Source organism: Microbacterium candidum, assembly GCF_030315975.1.
Lineage (GTDB): Bacteria > Actinomycetota > Actinomycetes > Actinomycetales > Microbacteriaceae > Microbacterium > Microbacterium candidum.
In genome coordinates, this window is record NZ_JASXSZ010000001.1 from 884240 (window position 1) to 900114 (window position 15875).

Here is a 15875-nt window from a genome sequence, read left to right on the forward strand (position 1 = left end):
GCTGTGAATGAGGGTGCCGAACTCCTGCGCCGGCGTGCCGTGGAGCAGGCGAACCGTGGTCGATACGCAGCCGCGTGGCGGCTGCTGGCACAAGCGCAGACCCGGACCTCCGATCGTGGAGTGCTCGCGCGCGTGCGAGGCACCGAAGCCGTGATCTTGGCGAACCACGGCGAATTCACGGCCGCGTTCGATGCGGCGAACGCGGCTCTCGCGACCGAGGGCCTCGACACCGAGACGGTTGGAATGCTGCTCGGCCAGCTCGGCACCGTTGCCTCCCTGGCCGGTCGGCCGGAAGAGGCTGAGACCTACTTGTCGTCCGCGCTCGATCAGGTGAGCGAACCTGGGCAGCGGGCGATCCTCCTGGCCAATCGGTCCGTCCTGCGGATGGGTCTGCGCCGCCTCGATGAGGCCGCCCAGGATGCCGCCGCCGCCGTCGAAGCGCACAACCAGAGCGGCAACACGACGCTCGGAGCTCAGACTCGGCACAACCTCGGCTACTTGCATCTCCTCCGCGGCGACCTGGTGCGCGCGCTGGAAGAGATGCGGGCCGCTCGACCGCTCGCGGCATCCTCGCCCGTGGCGACCGCGATCTGCGACACGGATCGCGCAGAGGTCCTGCGCGACGCAGGCCTCACGAGCGAGGCGGAAGCGCTGCTCGCCTCCTCCGCGCCCGTCTTCGGGCGGCATCGCATGCCCCAGTCCCGTGCGGACACGGAACTTCAACTCGCGCGATCGCAACTCATGCACGACCCGGCGAAGGCCAAGAAGACCGCATCAGCGGCGGCCCGCCGGTTCCGCTCGGTGGGAAATGAGGCCTGGGCTGCTCGTGCGGACGCCATCCGCCTGCGCGCGGCACTGTCGGCGGGAGCCTCCACGGCCGGCGCCTCGGGCGCCAAGCCGCGGCGGACGGTCGATCCCGCCGAGGCCGAGGCCGTCGCATCAACTCTCACCGCCCACGGGTTCGCGAGCGAAGCCGCCGGGCTCCGGCTGTCCCTCGACATCTGGCGGTCCCGTCATCCCCTTGGGCATTCTGCTCCGCCGCCCCTGGTTCGCGTGCCGGGCACGGCCTCCCTGGAGGTCCGGCTCCTGGCGCACGAGGCACGGGCGCACCGCGCCGCAGCGTCGGGACGCGAGTCGGCGGTGCGCAGGCATGTGTCAGCCGGGCTCGACGAACTCGCGGAGTGGCAGGGGGCATTCGGCAGCCTCGATCTGCAGACGTCCGTGTCGGCGCACGGACGCAGCCTCATTGTGACCGGCCTCGCGTCGGCAGTGCGTTCCCGGCGCCCTGATGTTCTGTTCGAATGGTCCGAGCGCGCCAGACACCTCAGCCAGCAGGTCGTGGCGATCCGCCCTCCGCAGGATTCGGAGCTCGCCGCGGACCTCGCGGAGCTCCGGAGGCTGCGGGCGGACGACCCGACCGGGGCGTGGCGGCGCGATCCGCGGCTGCTCGCGCTCGAGGAGCGCGCGCGTGAACGGCAGTGGTCCGCGACCGGGGCCGCCGGCATCCATCAGCGCATCACGCTGGAAGGCCTGCGCGACGTCCTCGACGATCGCACGGCCCTCCTCACGTTCATCTACTCGGGGGCTGCCCTGACAGCGCTCGTCGTCACGCGCGATAAGGCGAGGGTCATCGATCTGCCGGGATGGGATGCGGCGCGCAAGGCGTTCTCCGGGTTCCGCGCCGATCTGGACATGTCGGCGTCCATCCGCACCGGACCCATGGCCGACGTCGTCAAGCGCTCGCTCGACGACCGCCTGGCCGTGATCTCCGACGCGCTCCTCGCTGACGCGGTCGCGTTCGCCGACGTCGAGCGCTTCGTGATCACGCTGCCCGGTGAGCTGGAGGGGCTGCCGTGGGCGATGATGCCTGCACTCAAGGGTCGGGTCTTCACGCTCGCCGCCTCGGCGACGAGATGGGCGTCGGTGACCGGAACGTCTCGATTCCCGAAGACCGCGGGATTCGCGGTCGGGCCGCGCGTCCTGCGCGGCGACGAAGAGGTGGATGCGGCGGCCTCAGCGTGGCCCGATGCGCGCATTCTGCGGGGCCCGAAGGCGACGGTGGATGCCGTCGCCGAGCTGGCGCCGGAGGTCGACCTCCTGCATGTGGCTGCGCACGGGCGGCACGCCGCCGACAACGCGCTGTTCTCGGGGTTCGAGCTCGCGGACGGGACCCTGTTCGGCTACGACGTCGACCGCATCGCTCAGGTGCCGACCATCGTCGTGCTGTCCTCGTGCGAGGTCGGGCGATCGTCGGTCCGTTGGGGCGAGGAGGCCGTGGGCATGGCGCGCGTGTGGCTCCACGCCGGCACGCGCGCGGTGGTCGCGACGCCCGTCATCGTCGCCGACGACATCGCGTGCGAGCTCCTCGGGGCGATGCACCAGGGCCTCGCCGAGGGGCGCGGGCCTTCGGCCGCACTTGCCGATGCCTCGGCGCGGACGGGGCTGGTGTCGTCTTTCCAGGTGCACGGCGCAGGTTTCTGAGCGTCCGTGTATCAGGCGTGCGACGGGCCGCTCTGACACTGTGGAACGACGCTGCAGTACACGGAATCGGGTTCCGTGGTGCTGGGGGCAGCGGGGCGGTCATCATGGGGGGCACACGGGGAGTGCCGACCGTCATCGAAGTTCCACGGGGGACGTCGCAGAGACCCAGGTCGGCGATGTCCCCCGCTTTCGTCTTTGCGGTGTCTCCTCGCCTCGGCAGCTCGCGCGGTCGATAGCGGCCTTCGCGCCTGATGCGTTCGGCCGCGGATGCCGGTTCCGCAGCGCGAGCAGGAAGTGACAGCTGCGCGACTCGGGGTCAGCGGGAGGAGTTCGCGGTGCGGCCCCGGACGATGCCGACGAACGTATCGACCTCGGGCGTCGTGCGGTCGGCGACCCAGGCGAGCGAGACGCGGGAGGTCGGCGCATCGCGCAGCGGCCGGTACTCGGCATCCTTCCGATGGTGAAGACGCGCGAGCGACATCGGCACGATGACGACGCCGACGCCCGCGGCGACCGTCGCGATCGCCTCCTCGGTGGTCTCTGGCGGGTCGAATCGCGGCGCGACGGTGCCGTCGACCGTCAGCCCGAGGACGTCGTCGCGGGGGACGATCAGCACCTCGCCCTCGAGGTCTGCGGCATCGAGCTCGTCGGCGGCGGTGAGGTGCGACTCGGCCGAGACGACGACCACCGTCACCTCGTCGTACAGCGCGATGACGTGCAGGTCGGTCTTGTCGATCGGCTCGCGCACGAGAGCCGCATCCACGTCTCCGCGGATCAGCGCGTCGCGCTGCTCGGCGACGCTCAGCGGGATGAGATCGAGGCTGGTGCGCGGCATCCGCTCGTTCCAGATGTCGATCCACTTGCCGGGCGTCGCGCCGGGGATCGTGCCGAGCGCGAACGACTCGGCGGGCTCCGGCTCGGGCGCGACCGGCTGCGGCGCGGGCTTCTGTCTCGGCCGGCTGGGCGCCGGCTGGCCTGCCGCGGGCTTCCCCGCGGCCGGCTTCTTCGGGCCCTGTGTGCCTCGTCGTGCTCCGTTCCGCCTGCCGGATCCGCCTGCCATACCGCCACAGTATCCCCGTGCCGCGCCGGTCATCGTGCCGGGGCGTGCAGAACTCCGCCGATCGGGGCTTGGCAGCGCCCGATCGGCGCGGATTCCGCGCTGTGGCGCTCGCATCGGTGGAGTTCTGCACGCCCGCTCGTCCGCACGATACGGTGTCGGCATGGTCGCGACACTCGCCTTCATCTTCGCGGGGCTCGCCGCGCTCCTGCACGTCTACATCTTCTACATGGAGAGCATCGCGTGGCGGCGGCCGGCCATCTGGAAGCGGTTCGGGGTCGAGAGTCAGGACGCAGCCGACATCACCCGTCCGATGGCGTACAACCAGGGGTTCTACAACCTGTTCCTGGCGATCGGGGCGGGGCTCGGCATTCTGCTGTTCTCGTTCGGCAGCCCGGACGGGGAGATCGCCGGGCGCACCCTGGTCCTCTTCAGCCTCGGGTCGATGGTGGCGGCCGCGCTCGTCCTCATGACGAGCGGTCTGAAGTACCTGCGGGCGGCCCTGATCCAGGGCACGCTGCCGCTCATCGGCTTCGTGCTGACGCTCTTCGCGTAGGGAGGCTCAGCGCTTTCGTCTCGCTCGCTCAACGACCGGCGCAAGAGTTACTGCGTTTCGGCTCGCTCGTTCCTCGCTCGCGCAACGACCGGCGAGGCTCATCACCCTGCGGGTCGTTGATCGAGCGCAGCGAGTCGAAACGCAGTGACTCAGCATTCACACCTGCGAGCGAAGCGAGTCGAAACGCAGTGCCCGAAGGCTCAGGCCGCGAGGTGCAGGCCGCGCTTGTCGGTGGCGATGCGCTCGCCATCCTGGACGCTCTCGTCGTCGCCCAGGAGAGCCCCGGGCGCCACGACGGCGTGATCTCCGATGTGCGTGCGCACCCCGATCTTCGCGCGCGCGCCGATGACGGCGTGCGGGCCGATGTGGGCGTGTGCGGCGATGTCCGCCTCGGGGCCGATGACGGCGTCGGATTCGACCCAGGCTCCGTGGTGGATGTGCACTCCCGCAGCGATCTGCGCGCCGGGCTCGACGTACGCGCCCGTCTCGACCACAGCGGTCGGGTGGACCTTCGCGCCGTGCGCGACAAGCCCCCGGCCGTTGACGTGCTTGCGGTATCGCAGCGTCTCGCCGCTGTCCTTCTCGATGTCGACGTAGTTCTTACCCAAGAGAGTTCCTCCGTCGGCGCAGTATGCGCCGGAATAGATGCAACGTCGACGCGGTAGCAGGCATTCCCGTACCCAGGGTTCACACATGCAGCACAAGGGGGATGCCGCATTCCGCGGCATCCCCCCCACGAAAATCCCTGATCAGACCACTGCGAGGGCGTCGATCTCGACCAGCATCTCGGCGCGCGGGAGCTCGACGAAGACCGTGGTCCGCGACGGCAGCACCCCGCTCGGGGTGTGAGCTGTGACGAACGCGCCGTACGCCTCGTTCATGATCGGGAAGTCCTCGCGCTTGGTGAGGTAGACCCGCAGCATCACGACGTCGTCGAACGTCGCGCCGGACGCCTCGACGATCGCCTTGACGTTCTCGAGAGTCCGGGTGGTCTGTGCCGCCACGTCGTCCGGGAACAGGTACTCGTTCGTGACCGGATCGACCGGGCCCTGCCCCGAGACCTGCACGATCGGACCCTTGCGCACCCCCTGCGAGAAGACGTGCGCGGGAGCGGGTGCGCCGGGGGTCGAAACGCGGGTCTTGGATGTCATGGCCGTTCCTCTCGGCTCGGGACGGGCCGGGATGCTGCCCAGCCCAGGTCTGCGGATGCGCCCTGCGTCGCCGTCATCAGAAGCGGGAGCAGCCCGAGCACCTCGTGGGCCGGGAGCGACACCGTCGGTGCGGAGACGGATGCGGCGGCCACGACCGTTCCGCTCCCGTCGCGGATGGGCGCGGCCACGCAGTTGATGAACGACTCGTGCTCGCCGCTGTCGCGCGCGAACCCGTCGGCGCGGACGCGCTCGAGCTCGGCCAGGTAGTCGGCCGCGTTCGTGATGGTGCGGTCGGTGAAGGTCACGTACTCGATGCTCTCCGCGATCTGCTGCCGCTCGGCGAGCGGCTTGTCGGCGATGAGGACCTTTCCGACCGCGGTGCAGTGCAGGGGTGCGCGCAGTCCGACACGCGAGTACATCCGGATGCCGCTGCGCGCCTCGAGCTTGTCGATGTAGACGGCATCCCCGGACTCCAGCGCGGCGAGGTGCACGGTCTGCCCGGTCTGCGCGTTCAGCTGCTCGAGGTGCGGACGGGCGACCTCGCGGACGTCGCGCTGCGCGAGCGCCGCGCCGGCCAGCTCGAACAGCCGGCTGCCGAGCCGGTAGCGGTGCTGCGCGTCGTGCGTGACGAAGCGCTGCGCCTCGAGCGTCTGCAGGAGCCGGAGGATCGTCGACTTGTGCACGTCGAGCCGCTCCGCACACTCGTCGAGGGTCTGCGCGCCCTCCTGGAGCGCGGAGAGGAGGTCGAGTGCGCGCGTGACGCTCTGGTTCATCGGACGACCTCCGCGGGACCGGCGACGTGGTCGGTGACGGATGCGAGCGCGCACGCGGCGGTGTCGTGGCCATGCCGCACGCACTCGGCGAGTGGCAGGCCGTGCAGGATGCCGGCGAGCAGGCCAGAGGCGAACGCATCCCCCGCCCCGATCGACTCCACGACCTCGACCTTTCGCGGTGCGACCTCGACGCGCTGGTCGCCGTCGAACGCGACGACTGCGCCGCCGTTGTTCTTCACGACGAGCCACCGCGGTTCGGGGAATGCGCGGCGCACGTCCTCGGCGGAGGTGAGGCCGAAGACCTCTTCGGCCTCGTCGAGCCCGGTCATCGCGATGTCGGAGGAGCGGAAGAACGTGGAGAGGATGCGGCGGCCCGCATCCTCACGCCCCGTCCACAGTCGCGGACGCCAGTTGACGTCGAACGAGACGAGGGCACGCCCCCGCACGGCCTCGACGAGCGCGCGCTGCGCCTCGAACGCCGAGTCCGACAGCGCCGGAGTGATGCCGGTCGTGTGGACGAGAGCGGATGCGTCGAGCGCGGCCGCGACGGCGGGGTCGTCGAGGAGCTCCGGCGCTAGGTGCGCACCCGCGGATGCCGTGCGGTAGTAGTGCATCCGGCTGCCGCCGGGGCCGAGGTCGTTGGGGGCTCCCGAACCACCGCCCACCTCTTTGACGTAGAGCCCGGTCGCGTGCTTCGGGTCGACCGGGATGGCGGAGACGTCCACCCCGAGGCGGTCGAGCTCGTCGCGGATGTAGCGCCCGAACCCGTCGTCGCCCACCCGGGTGATCGCGGATGCCTGCACGCCGAGGCTCGCGAGGCCGATCGCGACGTTCGCCTCGGCACCGCCGAGCGACCGCCGGAAGCGCGTGGACTGCTCGAGGGGCCCGGGTTCGTCCTGGACGAGCACGACGAGTGCTTCTCCGAACGTGGCCGCGGTCGGAACGGCGGGCGCGGTCGGGTGCGGAGGCATGAAGCGAGGATATCCGGGCGCCGAAAATCCTGCAACGAGTATTGCGTGATGTGCAACAGGGGTGTGGCATCATGGTCGCGTGGATGCATCCGCGCGCGCTGCGCTCCCGCTCTCGGTTCGGGACAAGTCCTTTCCGCCCGCCTCGCACGGGCTCTCCGTCGAGCAGTTCCTCTCTGCTTCGCCGCACCGGTCGGACTTCGCGACGCCGCTGCTGACGCTTGATCGCGCGGCGATGGCGCACAACGTCGCGCTGATGACCGAGTGGGCGTCCGCGGTCGGGGTGCGCCTCGCGCCGCACGGCAAGACGACGATGGCCCCCGTGCTGTGGCAGGAGCTCTTCGACGCCGGCGTCTGGGCGTTGACGCTCGCCACCGCGTGGCAGGCGCAGGTCGCCCGCGCGCACGGGGTGCGCCGCATCCTGATCGCGAACGAGGTGGTCGATCCGGTCGCGCTGCGCTGGATCGCGGCGGAGCTCGCAGAACACGAGGACGTCGACATCCTCTGCTGGGCCGACGGTGTGGACGTCGTGCGCGCGATGACCGCCGCGCTCGGCGGGGCGGACGGTCGGCTGCGCGTGCTCGTGGATGTCGGGCGTCCCGGCGGCCGCACGGGCGTCCGCAACCAGGGGACCGCGCGCGAGATCGCCGAGGCGATCGCCGCATCCTCATCGCTCGAGCTCGGCGGCGTGGGCGGGTACGAGGGGGCGATCGCGCACGGACGGGGGGCTGCATCCCTCGATGCCGTCGACGCGTACCTTCGTGACATGGCGGCGCTGCACCGCGAGTTCACGGACGCCGGCCTCTATCCCGCGGGTGCACGCGGGATCGTGACGGCGGGTGGCAGCGCCTACTTCGACCGCGTCGGCGCGGTGCTTCCGGGCCTGTGCCCGGACGCGGACGTCGTCGTGCGCGCCGGCGCCTTCCACATCCACGACAACGGCTACTACGAGCGTGTGAGCCCGATGGGGCGGGTGATCGGCGACGCCGAGTTCCGCTCGGCGATGCACGTGTGGGCGCGCGTCGTGTCGCGCCCGGAGCCGGGGCTCGCGATCCTCGACTGCGGCAAGCGGGACGCGTCGTTCGACGAGGGGATGCCGGTCGCCCAGCGCGTCGACGGCCGGGCCGACGCCGTGCTCGAGGGCAGCGAGGTCGTGAAGATGAATGACCAGCATGCGTTCCTGCGGCTCGCGGATGGTGCCTCGCTGGACGTGGGCGATGTCGTGCGTCTCGGACTGTCGCATCCGTGCACGGTGCTCGACAAATGGCGACGCGTGCCGGTCGTCGCGGACGCGGATGCCGTCGACCCGGAGGTCGTCGACGTCGTGGACACCTGGTTCTGACGTGCCTTCGCTGAGCGAGCGGATCGCGGCGAAGTGACCGACCGGCTGCTGCGCGGGGCGACCGTCGTGGACGGCACGGGGGCGCCTCGGTACAGCGCCGACGTGCTGCTGCGCGGCGACCGCATCGACCGCATCGCCCCCGCGATCGAGGCTTCGATCGAGCCCGACGCGGAGGTCTGGGATGCCGCCGGCCTCGTGCTCGCGCCGGGCTTCATCGACATGCACGCGCACTCCGATCTCGCCGTGCTCGCCGATCCCGTGCACCTCGCGAAGGTCAGCCAGGGCGTCACGACCGAGGTGATCGGCCAGGACGGCATCGGCTACGCGCCCGTCGACGACGCCGTGCTGCCCGCCCTCCGCCGGCAGATCGCCGGCTGGAACGGCCACCCCGAACTCGACGTCGACTGGCGGTCGATGGGGGAGTACCTCGACCGGCTGGCGCGCGGAACAGCGCTCAACACCGCTGTGCTCGTCCCGCAGGGGAACCTGCGCCTTCTGGCCGTCGGAAGTGCCGATCGGCCCGCGACCGCGGCCGAGATCGACCGGATGCGCGGCATCCTCGCCGACTCCCTGGCCGCCGGCGCGGTCGGGATGTCGAGCGGGCTGACGTACGTCCCCGGCATGTACGCCGACAGTGCCGAGCTGGCCGCCCTCTGCCGCGTGGTCGCGGAGGCGGGCGGCTACTACGCGCCGCACACGCGCTCGTACGGAGCCGGGGCGCTCGCGGCGTACACCGAGATGATCGACATCGCCCGCGACACGGGATGCGCGCTGCACCTGACGCATGCGACCCTCAACTTCGCATCGAACGCGGATGCGGCCCCCCGCTTCCTCGAGCTGATCGACGCGGCGCTGGCCGACGGCGTCGACGTCACGCTCGACACGTACCCGTACCTCCCCGGAGCGACGACGCTCGTCGCGCTGCTGCCGAGCTGGATCGCCGCGGGCGGAATCGACGCACTGCGCGACCGGCTCGCCGCGGGCCGCGACCGCGACGCCCTCGTGCGGGCGCTCGACGTCGACGGATGCGACGGATTCCACGGCGAACGCGCCGACTGGACCACCATCCAGATCTCCGGCGTCTCGAACCCCGTGCTGGCATCGTTGGTCGGCCGGACCATTGCCGAGATCGCGGCGGAGACGGGGGAGGAGCCGGTGGATGCCGTCATCCGCATCCTCCTCTCCGACGATCTTGCGACCGGCGTGCTCATGCACATCGGGCACGAGCAGAACGTGCAGACGATCATGCGGCATCCCGTGCACACAGGCGGCAGCGACGGGATCCTCGTGGGCGATCGGCCGCATCCGCGCGCGTGGGGGACGTTCCCGCGCTACCTCGGTCGGTACGTCCGCGAGCTCGGCGTGCTTTCGCTGGAGGAGGCGATCCGCCACCTGTGCGGCACGCCCGCGCGACGACTCAGGATGCGGGACCGCGGCCTCGTCCGCGAGGGCTTCGTCGCGGACCTCGTCCTGTTCGACCCGCTTCGGGTACTGGATCGGGCCACATTCGATCAGCCCCGGCGGACGGCGGACGGCATCGCGGCAGTCTTCGTCGGCGGAGAACTCGCGTATCGCGACGGCGAGCGCACGGACAGTCGTTCGGGGCGCTCGCTCCGGATGACGAAGGAGGGAACCGGATGACCGTTCTGGAACTGCTGAAGCAGGATGCGGCGCTCGCGCTGCCGCGACTCTCCTCGATCCCCGAGCCCGTTGCGCTGCTGCGCGCGCTCGCGGCAGGTGGCATCCACGTCGTCGAGTTCGCCTTCACGACGCCGGGGGTCGCCGATGTCATCGCCGCTTCGGTCGATGTGGACGGGGTGCGCGTGGGGGCCGGCACGGTGGTCACCGCGGCTCAGGCGCGGGAGGCGATCGCCGCGGGCGCGTCGTTCCTGGTGACACCCGGTGTCGTCACCGAGGTGGCCGAGGCCGCCACGGTTCCCGTGATCATGGGCGCGTTCACCCCGACCGAGGCTCTCACCGCAGTGTCGCTCGGAGCGGCGGCCGTGAAGATCTTCCCGGCGTCGACGGTGGGTCCGGCGTACTTCACGCACCTCCACGGGCCGTTCCCGGACATGCCGCTCGTCGCGTCGGGCGGGCTGCACGAGGGCAACGCGGGGGAGTACATCCGCGCCGGCGCCCTCGCCGTGACTGCCGGCTCGAGCGTCGTCTCGGCCGCGGACGTGGCATCCGGGAACTGGGATGCGGTGACCGCCCGCGCCAGCGCCTTCATCGTCGCCGCCCGCTCCTGACCCCTCCCGGTCCCCGAGCTTGTCGAGGGGTCGTTGTCGTGCGGCGTCGACGCTTCGACAGGCTCAGCGACCGGGGTTCTGAGCTGCTCTCGGGTTCAGGGGGGGGCTTCCGGTCCCCGAGCTTGTCGAGGGGTCGTCGCTTCGCCAGGCTCAGCGACCGGTGGCGGCGCTACTCCAGGTTGGCGGTCAGGCGGGCGATCTCGGCGGCGCGCTCGGCGCGGTCGTAGTGCTTCCCGGGGACACCGGGGATCTTCTGCCACGGATGCGGGCCGGATGCGGGACGGTATTCGATCCCAGCGGCATCCAGTCGCTCCAGGTGCACAGACAGACGCGCATCGAACGAATCCAGACCCACAGGACCGCTCCACAGCGCCTCGGCCAGCGCGCACGCGCGCGGGAACACCTGGTAGTCGAGGCGCCGGGCCGAGTCGATGTGCTCGGTCCAGACGTTCCCCTGGCCGCCCAGAATACGGTCCCGCTCTGCCCCGACGAGCACCGCAGGCACAGGATCGAAAGCCCGCACCGAAGACACAGTCGTCACGAGCCCCGTCGGGATCGGCTCGTCCGGAGAGTCCGACTGCCGGTAGTCGAAGTACACCGTGTCCTCCGGGCACATCACGACGTCCGAGCCGCGGCGCGCGGCGATGACGGCTCCCGCTGATCCACGCCAGGATGCCACGGTCGCACCTTCGACGAGCCCGCCTTCGAGGATCTCGTCCCAGCCGTACAGGCGTCGCCTGCGCGAGCGCACGTGCTCGTCGATGCGCGCGATGAACCAGCTCTGCAGCTCATCTTCCGAGGACAGCCCCAGAGACCGCATCCGCTCCTGGGTCGCCGCATCCGCCCGCCACTCGTCCTTCTTGCACTCGTCGCCGCCGATGCCGATGAGCTCGGACGGGAAGATGTCGATGACCTCGTCGAGCACGTCGCAGAAGAACGCGATCGTGGACTCCTCGACGTTGAGCGCGTGCGGGTTGATGCCCCAGCGGGTCCACGGCTCCGACTCGCGCGCGTGCCCGATCTCGGGGTAGGCGGCCATCGCGGCCTGCACGTGCCCGGGCAGCTCGATCTCCGGCACGACCGTCACCCCGCGGGCGGCGGCGTACGCGACGATCTCGCGCAGGTCGTCCTGCGTGTAGAAGCCGCCGTGCGGTGTGGGGTCGAAGGATGCGTCGGGCCCGGCGCCGCGCTGCGATCCGCTGCGCCACGCGCCGACCTCGGTCAACCGCGGATGGCGAAGGATCTCGACGCGCCAGCCCTGATCGTCGGTGAGGTGCAGCTGCAACACGTTGAGCCGGTGCATCGCGAGCTGGTCGATGAGCCGCAGCACCTCGTGCACCGGGAAGAAGTGCCGGGCGACGTCGAGCATCAGGCCGCGCCACGCGAATCGCGGGGCGTCCTCGATGCGGACGGCCGGGACAGACCAGCCCGAAGTAGCCGAGCCGCGGCGATAGATGGATGGCGGAAGCAGCTGCAGCAGCGTTTGCACGGCCCAGTGCGCTCCGCGCGCTCCGCCGGCGGTGATGCGCACACCCGCAGCGTCGACGGAGAGCGCGTAGGCCTCGTCATCCATCGCCGCATCCCGGGTCAACGAAACAGCCGCGTCACCCTCGACGATCGGCACCGGCAGACCCGTCGCGCGCCGCAGAGTTTCCTGCAGGAGGTAGGCCGCATCGCGCAGGGAGGCATCGAACCGGATGCGGGTCGCGTCGGTGAGCGCGAACTCCCCGGCGGTGGGGGCGGCGACGACGGGCTGCGGCAGGAGGTTCGTCACGGGGCATCCCATCTCGTTGCGCATGCTGCAACAGGGTTGCGCTGCATGAAACGAGCCTATTCGACATGGCGGACGTCGCACCGCCGGTCCAGCGCGTTCGCGGTCACACCGCCCGCAAGGCGCCCTTCTGGGCGTATACATGAAGGACCAGTTGTTGTTCACGCTGACCGTGCGGCCCGCCACCGTCAGCACTGTGACGAAAGGTGCGGATTTTCGGGGGGAACGGCGGCATCCGTGCTCGCTCCCCGTGGAGGTGTTCTTCATGCTCGTGCTGCGCCGGTTGGTGTCCGGTGGGGGAGCTATGAAGGGCTGATCCCGGACAGGATCGGAAGGGGGGATGCTGCGATTCGCAGCATCCCCCCTTCTCACTCGTCGACGTGCCCCAGATGTACGCGACACGCCCGGCGTGTCGTGCTTCTCGGGCACGTCAACGAGCGTGACCGTCCCGAGCGGGTCAGGCGGTGTACTCGTCCGCGACGTCGAGAGCGCGGTCGATGACGTCGAGCCCGCGGCGCAGCTCCTCCTCGGAGATGACGAGCGGCGGCGCGACGTGCAGGCGGTTGAAGTGCGTGAACGGCCACACGCCGGCCTTCTTGCATGCTGCGGCGAGCGCACCCATGGGCGCCGCATCCGCGCCCGAGGCGTTGAACGGCACGAGCGGCTCGCGCGTCTCCTTCGAGCGGACGAGCTCGATCGCCCAGAAGAGGCCCGCTCCGCGGATCTCGCCGACCGACGGGTGGCGCTCGAGCATCTCCTTGAGGCGCGGCTCGACGACGCGCGAGCCGAGGTCGCGGACGCGCTCGAGGATGCCGTCGCGCTCGAAGACCTCGAACGTGGCGACGCCGGCGGCGCACGCGAGCGGGTGGCCCGAGTACGTGAGTCCGCCCTGGAACGCCACGGTGTCGAAGTGCGCCGCGATGCGGTCGGAGATGACGACGCCGCCGAGCGGCACGTAGCCCGAGTTCACGCCCTTCGCGAAGGTGATGAGGTCCGGGGTGACGCCGAAGCGGTCGACGGCGAACCACTCGCCGACGCGGCCGAAGCCGACCATGACCTCGTCCGCGATGAACACGATCCCGTACTTGTCGCACAGGTCGCGCACGCCCTGCAGGTAACCGGGCGGCGGAACCAGGATGCCGTTGGTGCCGACGATCGACTCGATGATGATCGCCGCGATCGTCGACGCGCCCTCGAGCACGATGACCTGCTCGAGGTGCTCGAGCGCGCGCTGCCCCTCCTCCTCCGCCGAAGAGGAGTGGAACGGCGAGCGGTAGGCGTACGGGCCGAAGAAGTGCGCCACGCTGCCGTCGCCGGGCTCGTTCGTCCAGCGACGCGGGTCGCCGGTGAGCGTGATGGCGGTGGTGGTGTTGCCGTGGTAGCTGCGGTACATCGCCAGCACCTTGCGCTTGCCGGTGACGGCACGCGCCATCCGGACCGCGTTCTCGTTCGCGTCCGCGCCGCCGTTGGTGAAGAACACCTTGTTCAGGTCGCCGGGGGCGACCTCGGCGATGCGGCGCGCGAGCTCGCCGCGCACATCGTTGGCCATCGCGGGCTGGATCGTCGCGAGACGGCTCGCCTGCTCCTGGATGGCGCGGACGAGATCGGGATGCTGGTGCCCCAGGTTCAGATTCACGAGCTGCGACGAGAAGTCGAGGAAGGCGTTGCCCTGGTAGTCCCAGAAGGTCGAGCCCTCACCCGCGGCGACGGGCAGCGGGTCGATGAGGGCCTGCGCGCTCCACGAGTGGAACACGTGCCCGCGGTCGTCGGCGCGCACGCGCGCCTCGGCCTCCGGGTCGGGCAGGGTGTGCGTCGCACCGAGCCGGTCGGTGTACGCGGCGGTGGTGAGGGTGTCGGTCATGTTGGAGGGCTCCTTTGCTCCATGCGGGTCGTTGAGCGAGCGAGGAACGAGCGAGACGAAACGCAGTGAGTCTGCGTGCTGCGTTTCGTCTCGCTTCGCTCGCTCAACGACCCGCCAGGGGAGTAGTGATGCGGGAAGCCGAGGTTGATGCCACCGTGGGTCGCCGGGTCGAGCCAGCGGCTGGTGATGGCCTTCTCGCGGGTGAAGAAGTCGAACCCGTGCACGCCGTACGCCTTGGCGTCGCCGAACAGCGACTGCTTCCAGCCGCCGAACGAGTGGTAGGCGACCGGCACGGGGATCGGCACGTTGATGCCGATCATGCCGACCTGGATCTCGTTCTGGAAGCGGCGGGCGGCGCCGCCGTCGTTCGTGAAGATCGCGGTGCCGTTGCCGAACTGGCCGGAGTTGATGAGGTCGACGCCCTCCTGGAAGGTCTCGACGCGCACGACCGAGAGCACCGGTCCGAAGATCTCCTCGGTGTAGGCGCGGGAGGTCGTGGGCACGTTGTCGAGCAGCGTCGGGCCGAAGAAGAAGCCGTCCTCCGCGCCATCCACCGTGAACCCGCGGCCGTCGACGACGACGGTCGCCCCGTCGGCCTCGGCGATGTCGACGTACGACGACACCTTGTCGCGGTGCACGCCCGTGATGAGCGGCCCCATGTCGGGCTCGGGGGTGGATGCCCCGTTGCCGATGTGGAGCTTCGCGATGCGCTCCTTGACCTTCTCGATCAGCGCGTCGGCGACGGGCTCGACCGCGAGGACGACCGAGATCGCCATGCAGCGCTCGCCCGCGGCGCCGTAGCCCGCGTTGACCGCCATGTCGGCGGCGAGCTCGAGGTCTGCGTCGGGGAGGACCAGCATGTGGTTCTTCGCTCCGCCGAGCGCCTGGACGCGCTTGCCGTGCTTCGAGGCGGTCTCGTAGATGTACTGCGCGATCGGGGTCGAGCCGACGAACGAGATCGACTGCACGTCGGGGCTGGTGAGGAGGCCGTCGACGGCCTGCTTGTCGCCCTGGAGCACGTTGAAGACGCCGTCCGGGAGGCCGGCTTCCTTCCACAGCTTCGCGATCCACAGGGCGGCCGACGGGTCCTTCTCGGACGGCTTCAGCACGACGGCGTTGCCCGCCGCGATCGCGATCGGGAAGAACCACATCGGCACCATGGCCGGGAAGTTGAACGGGCTGATGATGCCGACGACGCCGAGGGGCTGCTTGACCGAGTAGACGTCGATTCCGGTGGAGACGTTCTCGGAGTAGGCGCCCTTGATGAGGTGCGGGAAGCCGCACGCGAGCTCGACGACCTCCATGCCGCGGGCGATCTCGCCCAGCGCGTCGGAGTGGACCTTGCCGTGCTCGGCGGTGATGAGGGCGGCGAGCTCCCCGCGGCGCTGGTTCAGCAGCTCGCGGAACGCGAAGATGACGGCCTGGCGCTTCGCGATCGAGTAGTCCGACCAGGCTTCGAAGCCGCGGACGGCGGATGCGATCGCCGCGGCGATCTCCGCGTCATCCGCGAGGGCGACCTCGGCCTGCACGGCACCCGTGGCGGGGTTGAAGACCGGAGCGGTGCGGCCCGAGGTCGAGGGGGCGAGCGCGCCGTCGATCCAGTGACCGATGACCGGGGTGCTCGTCTCCACGCCGCTCGGCGCAGTTTCAGTGATGCTCATGATTC

14 protein-coding genes are annotated in these 15875 nt (G+C 70.5%); 6 read left to right on the top strand and 8 right to left on the bottom strand.

What is annotated here, in order from left to right; translation table 11 throughout:
- Positions 1-3: 3 nt before the first annotated feature.
- Positions 4-2481 (top strand): CHAT domain-containing protein, encoded by a 2478-nt coding sequence (locus tag QSV35_RS04130; protein ID WP_286286992.1) that lies wholly within the window; start codon positions 4-6, stop codon positions 2479-2481.
- Between the two features lie 316 nt (positions 2482-2797).
- Here the strand turns inward: QSV35_RS04130 and QSV35_RS04135 are convergent, their stop codons facing one another.
- Positions 2798-3541 (bottom strand): LysR substrate-binding domain-containing protein, encoded by a 744-nt coding sequence (locus tag QSV35_RS04135; RefSeq protein WP_286286994.1) that lies wholly within the window; start codon positions 3539-3541, stop codon positions 2798-2800.
- A 160-nt stretch (positions 3542-3701) separates the two neighbouring features.
- On the opposite strand from QSV35_RS04135, the gene QSV35_RS04140 reads away from it, so the two are divergent.
- A complete protein-coding gene (locus tag QSV35_RS04140; RefSeq protein WP_286286995.1) occupies positions 3702-4094 on the top strand; it encodes a DUF1304 domain-containing protein in 393 nt (130 codons plus the stop codon).
- 200 nt (positions 4095-4294) lie between these two features.
- Here the strand turns inward: QSV35_RS04140 and QSV35_RS04145 are convergent, their stop codons facing one another.
- The 4 genes from QSV35_RS04145 to QSV35_RS04160 all read right to left on the bottom strand — a co-directional run bounded on the left by QSV35_RS04145 (position 4295) and on the right by QSV35_RS04160 (position 6989).
- On the bottom strand, positions 4295-4702 hold the full coding sequence (locus QSV35_RS04145; RefSeq protein WP_286286998.1) for a transferase: 408 nt from the start codon (positions 4700-4702) through the stop codon (positions 4295-4297).
- Positions 4703-4843: 141 nt separating this feature from the next.
- Positions 4844-5245, bottom strand: coding sequence for a RidA family protein (locus tag QSV35_RS04150; RefSeq protein ID WP_286286999.1), 402 nt, complete (start codon positions 5243-5245; stop codon positions 4844-4846).
- Positions 5242-6018 (bottom strand): IclR family transcriptional regulator, encoded by a 777-nt coding sequence (locus QSV35_RS04155; protein WP_286287001.1) that lies wholly within the window; start codon positions 6016-6018, stop codon positions 5242-5244. Before QSV35_RS04155 ends, QSV35_RS04150 begins: the two co-directional genes overlap by 4 nt.
- Complete coding sequence (locus tag QSV35_RS04160) at positions 6015-6989, bottom strand: sugar kinase (RefSeq protein ID WP_286287003.1); 975 nt, start codon at positions 6987-6989, stop codon at positions 6015-6017. Before QSV35_RS04160 ends, QSV35_RS04155 begins: the two co-directional genes overlap by 4 nt.
- Before the next feature lie 79 nt (positions 6990-7068).
- Between QSV35_RS04160 and QSV35_RS04165 the strand changes: the two genes are divergently transcribed.
- From QSV35_RS04165 to QSV35_RS04175, 3 genes are read left to right on the top strand one after another with little or no spacing between them, the layout of a single operon-like run.
- Entirely contained in the window at positions 7069-8328 is a 1260-nt protein-coding gene (locus QSV35_RS04165) for a type III PLP-dependent enzyme domain-containing protein (protein ID WP_286287005.1), read from the top strand.
- A 33-nt stretch (positions 8329-8361) separates the two neighbouring features.
- Positions 8362-9969, top strand: coding sequence for an N-acyl-D-amino-acid deacylase family protein (locus QSV35_RS04170; RefSeq protein WP_286287006.1), 1608 nt, complete (start codon positions 8362-8364; stop codon positions 9967-9969).
- Positions 9966-10577, top strand: a complete 612-nt coding sequence (locus QSV35_RS04175) for a bifunctional 4-hydroxy-2-oxoglutarate aldolase/2-dehydro-3-deoxy-phosphogluconate aldolase (RefSeq protein WP_286287007.1) — start codon at positions 9966-9968, stop codon at positions 10575-10577. Before QSV35_RS04170 ends, QSV35_RS04175 begins: the two co-directional genes overlap by 4 nt.
- A 169-nt stretch (positions 10578-10746) precedes the next feature.
- Here the strand turns inward: QSV35_RS04175 and QSV35_RS04180 are convergent, their stop codons facing one another.
- The gene (locus QSV35_RS04180) at positions 10747-12351 is read right to left on the bottom strand and encodes a beta-N-acetylhexosaminidase (RefSeq protein ID WP_286287009.1); all 1605 of its coding nucleotides are present in this window, start codon (positions 12349-12351) and stop codon (positions 10747-10749) included.
- 139 nt (positions 12352-12490) lie between these two features.
- Here QSV35_RS04180 and QSV35_RS04185 point away from each other — a divergent pair, with 139 nt between their 5' ends.
- The gene (locus tag QSV35_RS04185; protein WP_286287011.1) at positions 12491-12664 is read left to right on the top strand and encodes a hypothetical protein; all 174 of its coding nucleotides are present in this window, start codon (positions 12491-12493) and stop codon (positions 12662-12664) included.
- A 141-nt stretch (positions 12665-12805) separates the two neighbouring features.
- On the opposite strand, the gene QSV35_RS04190 is transcribed toward QSV35_RS04185, so the two are convergent.
- Together QSV35_RS04190 and QSV35_RS04195 are read right to left on the bottom strand one after the other, a co-directional pair.
- The gene (locus QSV35_RS04190; RefSeq protein ID WP_286287013.1) at positions 12806-14209 is read right to left on the bottom strand and encodes an aspartate aminotransferase family protein; all 1404 of its coding nucleotides are present in this window, start codon (positions 14207-14209) and stop codon (positions 12806-12808) included.
- Positions 14206-15870, bottom strand: a complete 1665-nt coding sequence (locus QSV35_RS04195) for a CoA-acylating methylmalonate-semialdehyde dehydrogenase (protein WP_286287015.1) — start codon at positions 15868-15870, stop codon at positions 14206-14208. The genes QSV35_RS04190 and QSV35_RS04195 overlap by 4 nt, the downstream gene beginning before the upstream one ends.
- Between the last annotated feature and the right edge of the window lie 5 nt (positions 15871-15875).